The organism is Bradyrhizobium sp., from assembly GCF_049691595.1.
Lineage (GTDB): Bacteria > Pseudomonadota > Alphaproteobacteria > Rhizobiales > Xanthobacteraceae > Bradyrhizobium.
The window spans coordinates 1-5,446 of the sequence record NZ_JBAVNZ010000021.1 but is presented as its reverse complement, the minus strand read 5'-3'; the positions used below and the strand labels follow the sequence as shown (position 1 = coordinate 5,446).

5 protein-coding genes are annotated in these 5,446 nt (G+C 64.8%); 4 read left to right on the top strand and 1 reads right to left on the bottom strand.

Translation table 11 applies throughout. The annotated features are described in order from the left end of the window. The first annotated feature begins 200 nt into the window (after nt 1-200). From WCE35_RS00870 to WCE35_RS00855, 4 genes are read left to right on the top strand one after another with little or no spacing between them, the layout of a single operon-like run. Entirely contained in the window at nt 201-1,148 is a 948-nt protein-coding gene (locus WCE35_RS00870) for a branched-chain amino acid ABC transporter permease (RefSeq protein WP_424591458.1), read from the top strand. After that, nucleotides 1,145-2,422 (top strand): branched-chain amino acid ABC transporter permease, encoded by a 1,278-nt coding sequence (locus WCE35_RS00865; protein ID WP_424591457.1) that lies wholly within the window; start codon nt 1,145-1,147, stop codon nt 2,420-2,422. The genes WCE35_RS00870 and WCE35_RS00865 overlap by 4 nt, the downstream gene beginning before the upstream one ends. Then, entirely contained in the window at nt 2,419-3,171 is a 753-nt protein-coding gene (locus WCE35_RS00860; RefSeq protein WP_424591456.1) for an ABC transporter ATP-binding protein, read from the top strand. The genes WCE35_RS00865 and WCE35_RS00860 overlap by 4 nt, the downstream gene beginning before the upstream one ends. Further along, a complete protein-coding gene (locus WCE35_RS00855; protein WP_424591459.1) occupies nt 3,171-3,866 on the top strand; it encodes an ABC transporter ATP-binding protein in 696 nt (231 codons plus the stop codon). The genes WCE35_RS00860 and WCE35_RS00855 overlap by 1 nt, the downstream gene beginning before the upstream one ends. 112 nt (nt 3,867-3,978) lie before the next feature. Here WCE35_RS00855 and WCE35_RS00850 read toward each other — a convergent pair. Next, nucleotides 3,979-5,446 (bottom strand): flavin-containing monooxygenase (locus tag WCE35_RS00850; RefSeq protein WP_424591455.1); only part of this gene is annotated, 1,468 nt, incomplete at its 5' end.

Here is a 5,446-nt window from a genome sequence, read left to right as displayed (position 1 = left end):
TTCAAGAAGGGCGTCAAGTACGACGCCGAAGGTACCGGCCTCGGCTGGGCAACGTCGGCGACCATCCTCGCCAAGGATGTCGACCAGCCCAACACCTGCAAGATGAAGCGCCCGAGCGCCTCCTGACCACAACAACAACAACAGTCGCCTGCTTCCCCTGACCGGGGAGCAGGCGTCGCGCCCTGCGGTGGTCCGGTGCAATGGAAGTCTTCGTCGTCTCGCTTTTGAATGGCCTCGTCTACGGCATGCTGTTGTTCATGCTGGCGAGCGGGCTGACCCTCATCCTCAGCATGATGGGCGTGCTCAACTTCGCCCATGCCAGCGCCTATATGCTGGGCGCCTATTTCGCCTACACTCTCAGCCTCTATGTCGGCTTCTGGCCGGCCCTGATCGTGGCCCCCCTGCTCTGCGGGCTGATCGGCGCCGGCATCGAGATGTGGGGATTGCGGCGCGTCCATCGCAATGGCCACATCGCCGAGTTGCTGTTCACCTTCGGGCTCGCCTTGATCATCGAGAAGGTGGTGCAGATGAGCTGGGGCCTCTTGCCGGTGCCCTACCGGGTGCCGGAGCTGCTCGACTTCCCGCTGTTCCGCGTCTACGGCACGCAGTTTCCCGCCTATCGCGCCTTCATGCTGGTGATCTCGGCGCTGATGTTCGGCGCGATCTGGCTCGGCCTGACCCGCACCCGAATCGGGCTCGTGATCCAGGCAGCGCTGACCCATCCCGACATGGCGTCCGCGCTCGGCCACAACGTGCCGCGCATCTTCACGCTGGTGTTCGCCTCCGGCACCGCGCTGGCCGGGCTCGCCGGCGTGATCGGCGGCAACTACCAGGTCACCGAGCCGGCGATGGCCTTCACCATGGGGCCGATCGTATTCGTCGTCGTGGTGTTCGGCGGCCTCGGTTCGTTGACCGGCTGCTTCATCGCCTCGATCCTGATGGGACTGATCCAGACCTTTGCCGTCGTGTTCGACGTGTCGCTGGCCGATCTGTTGGCAAAATTCGGTTTCGTGGTGACGGCGAGCACGCCGTTCGCCGAGGTTCTCACCGTGACCCTGCCCCGGGTCGGCGCGCTGCTGCCATTCCTGATGATGGTGCTGATCCTGGTGTTCCGGCCGCGCGGGCTGATGGGGACGCGCGACACATGAACCTGCTGCGCCGCCACTGGCTTTGGCTTCTGGTCCTCGTCGTCCTGCTCGCGTTCCCGTTCCTGTTCTACGACTGGAGCAAGGGCCGCCATTCCGGCTTCGTGCTGACCTTGATGAGCGAGATCGGCGTGATGGCGATTTTCGCGCTGTCCTACAATATGCTGATGGGCCAGGCCGGCCTGTTGTCGTTCGGACATGCCGTGCTGTTCGGGCTCGGCGCCTACTGTGCCGCGCATGTCGTCAACCTGGTGAAATCAGGCACGATCTGGCTGCCGACCGAGCTGGTGCCGCTGGCGGGCGGGTTTGGCGGGCTGTTGTTCGGTTATGTCTTCGGCTGGCTGGTGACCAAGCAGCGCGCCACCGCCTTTGCCATGATCACGATGGGGCTGGGCGAGCTGGTCTCCGCCGCGGCGCTGATGTTCATGGCCTTCTTCGGCGGCGAGGGCGGCATCAGCGTCGATCGCGTGATGGATACCAGCATGTTCGGCGTCAAATATACTTCGCCCTGGCAGGTCTACTGCCTGGTGCTGGCCTGGGCCTTCATCGCCGCGGCGCTGATGCGGCTGCAGACCCAGACGCCGCTCGGCAGCATCGCCAACGCCACCCGCGACAATTTCGAGCGCGCCCAGTTCGTCGGCTACGATCCGCGCGTGGTGCGGCTGATGCAGTTCGCGCTGTCCGGTTTCTTCGCCGGCATCGGCGGCGGGCTGTATGTGCTGATCTATGAAATCGTCACCTTCGACACCGTGTCGGCGGCCAAGTCGGCCAACGCGCTGCTCGCCGTCTATATCGGCGGCGCCGGCGGGTTCTTCGGCCCCGTCCTCGGCACCATCGTCGTGGTGCTGCTGCAGAGCGGGGTCAGCCTGCTCAGCAATGCCTGGCTGCTCTATGTCGGCGTGCTGTTCATCGTCATGGTGATGTACGCACCGGGCGGGCTGATCGGGCTGATCTTCATGCATCTGCCGATCTGGCGCGCCGGGCGCTTGCGCGAACTGTGGCTACCCTATGCGCGGGCCTTTCCGCCGGCGCTATTGGTGCTGCTGGGTTTTGTGCTGATGGTCGAGCTGGCGTCCTTCACCACCATCGGCGCCGCCCAGGGCAAGACATTCACGATCGGCGGCACTACCATCGATACCACGGCGCCGCTGCCATGGCTGATCGCGCTCGCCGCGCTCGTGCTCGGCGCGCTGTGGCTGCGCCGCGAGGCGCGCGGCTTCCGCCTGCGCTGGGACGAACTGATGGAAGGCGCCAGGCGGCAGGAGGCGATGTCGTGAGCGTGGCCGCGGTCGAGCTGCGCGACGTGCGCAAAAGCTTCGGACGGACGGAAATCATCCGCGGCGTCAACTTGCTGATCCCGCGCGGCGAGCGTCATGCCATCATCGGCCCCAACGGGGCCGGCAAGACCACGCTGTTCAACCTGATCTCGGGACGCTTTCCGATCAGCTCCGGCTCGATCGCGGTCGACGGCCAATCGACCGCCAATCTGGCGCCGCAGGAGATCAACCGGCTCGGCCTGTCGCGCAGCTTCCAGATCACCTCGATCTTCCCGCGCATGAGCGTGTTCGAGAACATCCGCTGCGGCCTGCTGTGGTCGCACGGTTACCGCTATTCGTTCTGGAACCTGCTCGGGCGGCAGAAGGAGCTCAATCGTGCCGCCGACCAATTGCTCGAACGGCTGAAGCTCTCGGACCGGCGCAATCTTCTGGCCGGCCTGCTGTCCTATGCCGAGCAGCGCGCGCTGGAGATCGGCATCACCATCGCCGGCGGGGCCGAGATCATCCTGCTCGACGAGCCGACCGCCGGCATGAGCCACAGCGAGACCGACGCCGCGGTTGAGCTGATCCGCTCGGTGTCGGAAGGCAAGACGCTGGTCATGGTCGAGCACGACATGAGCGTGGTGTTCGGCCTCGCCGACCGCATCACCGTGCTGGTCTATGGCGAGGTGATCGCGTCCGACGCCCCTGCCGCGATCCGCGGCAATGCCGCGGTGCAGGAAGCCTATCTCGGGACGGTGGCGGCATGATGCTCGAGGTTTCCGATCTGCATGCCTTCTATGGCAAGAGCCACATCCTCCAGGGCATCGATCTCCGGGTCGATCAGGGTGAAATCGTCAGCCTGCTCGGCCGCAACGGGGTCGGCCGCTCGACCGCCTGCAAGACCATCATGGGACTGGTGCCGCCGGTCGGGCAGATCGGCTTCAGGGGCCGCCCGATCGCCGGGCTGCGGCCCGACCAGATCGCCCATCTCGGCATCGGCTACGTGCCGGAGGACCGCCAGGTGTTTCCCGGCCTGACCGTGAGGCAGAACCTCGAGCTCGGGCTGAAGCGCGCCGGCATTGTCGGGCGCTGGAAATTCGAGGACGTGTTCGCGCTGTTTCCCAATCTCGCCGAGCGCCAGGACAACCCCGCCGGCGTGCTGTCGGGCGGCGAGCAGCAGATGCTGACGATGTGCCGCACCTTGATGGGCGACCCCGACCTCGTCATCATCGACGAGCCGACCGAGGGCCTTGCTCCCAAACTGGTCGAGCAGGTCGGCCGGCTGCTCGACGAAATCGCACGGCGCGGCACCGCGATCCTCCTGGTCGAGCAGAAGCTCACCATCGCGCTGAAGATTTCCCGCCGCCTCTACGTCATGGGCCACGGCCGCATCGTGTTCGAGGGAACGCCCACCGAGCTCGCCGCCAACGCCGCCATCCGCAAGGAGTGGCTGGAGGTGTAGGGTGCGGTGTGGAGGTCACTCCCGTCATTGCGAGAAGCGCAGCGACGAAGCAATCCATTCTTTCTTTGCGCGGCGAGATGGATTGCTTCGCTTGCGCTCGCAATGACGGCAGCTACGACGCTGCCATCTTCCTTGGCCGCGCCGTGCCCGTCATCGCAAAACCGTCGTACCCTTTGGCGGCGACGTCGTTGCAGATCTGGCGATAGGGTCCGACGCCGCCGATATAGGGCATGAAGATGCGCGGCTTGCCCGGGACGTTGGCGCCCATGTACCAGGAATTGGCCTGCGGATAGAGCGTGGTGGCGGCGACCTCGTTGACATGCGCCACCCATCGGTCCTCGGCTTCAACGGTCGCTTCCATGGTATCGAGGCCGCGATCCCGCATGCAAGCGAGGCAGTCGGCGATCCAGTCGACATGCTGCTCGATCGAGACGATCATGTTGGAGAGCACCGACGGGCTACCGGGGCCGGTGATGATGAAGAGGTTTGGGAAGCCCGCGCTCATCAGGCCGAGAAAAGTGCGCGGGCCTGCGGCCCATTTCTGGTTCAACGCCTGACCGTCGCGGCCGCGAATCCCGATTTTCGCCACCGATCCGGTCATCGCGTCAAAACCGGTCGCCAGCACCAGCGCATCGACTTCGTACTCCCTGCCCCCGGCCCGCACCGCGTGCGGCAAAATCTCCTCGATCGGGTCCGACCTGATGTCGACCAAGTTCACGTTCGGACGGTTGAAGGTCGCGAAATAATCGGTGTCGATGCAGATGCGCTTGGTGCCGATCGGATGATTGTCCGGCTGCAGCTTTTTCGCCGTCTCCGGATCCCTGACGATCTCGGCGATCTTGCCGCGAACGAAATCGGCGGCGGTGTCGTTGGCGGCCTTGTCGAGCGCGAGGTTATTGTAGACCGACATGAAGGTGAGGCCGCCACGCTGCCAGCGCGCTTCATATTTGGCGCGGCGCTCGTTGTCGCCGTCATCCAGCGCGCCGCGATCGGGCAGCTCGGTATAGATGCCGTTGCGCGCCTCTTCGCGCGCAAAACGCCGGATTTCGGGATATCTGGCGCGAACCGCCTGCCGCTCCGCTTCCGTCAGCGGCGCGTTGCGTGCCGGAATCGAAAAGTTCGCCGTGCGCTGGAACACCGTGAGATGGCTCGCCTGTTCGGCGATCACGGGCACCGACTGGATCGCCGACGATCCGGTGCCGATCACGGCAACACGCTGGCCGGTGAAATCGACCGCTTCATGCGGCCAGTGCCCGGTGTGATAAACCTTGCCCCTGAAGCGATCGAGGCCCTTGATCTCGGGCATTTTCGCGTTCGACAGACAGCCGGTGGCGAGCACGACGAATTTCGCCGTCACGGTTTTCCCATCGGAAGTCGTCACCAGCCAGATGTTTTTGCCCTCGTCGAATTCGGCGCTGATGACCGAGGTGTCGAACTGGATATCCGGCCGCAGGTTGAAGCGGTCGGCGACATGGTTGGCGTATCTCAGTATCTCCGGCTGCGGCGCATAGCGCTCGCTCCAGTCCCATTCCTCCTGCAATTCGGCCGAGAACGAATAGGAATACTGCATGCTCTCGACG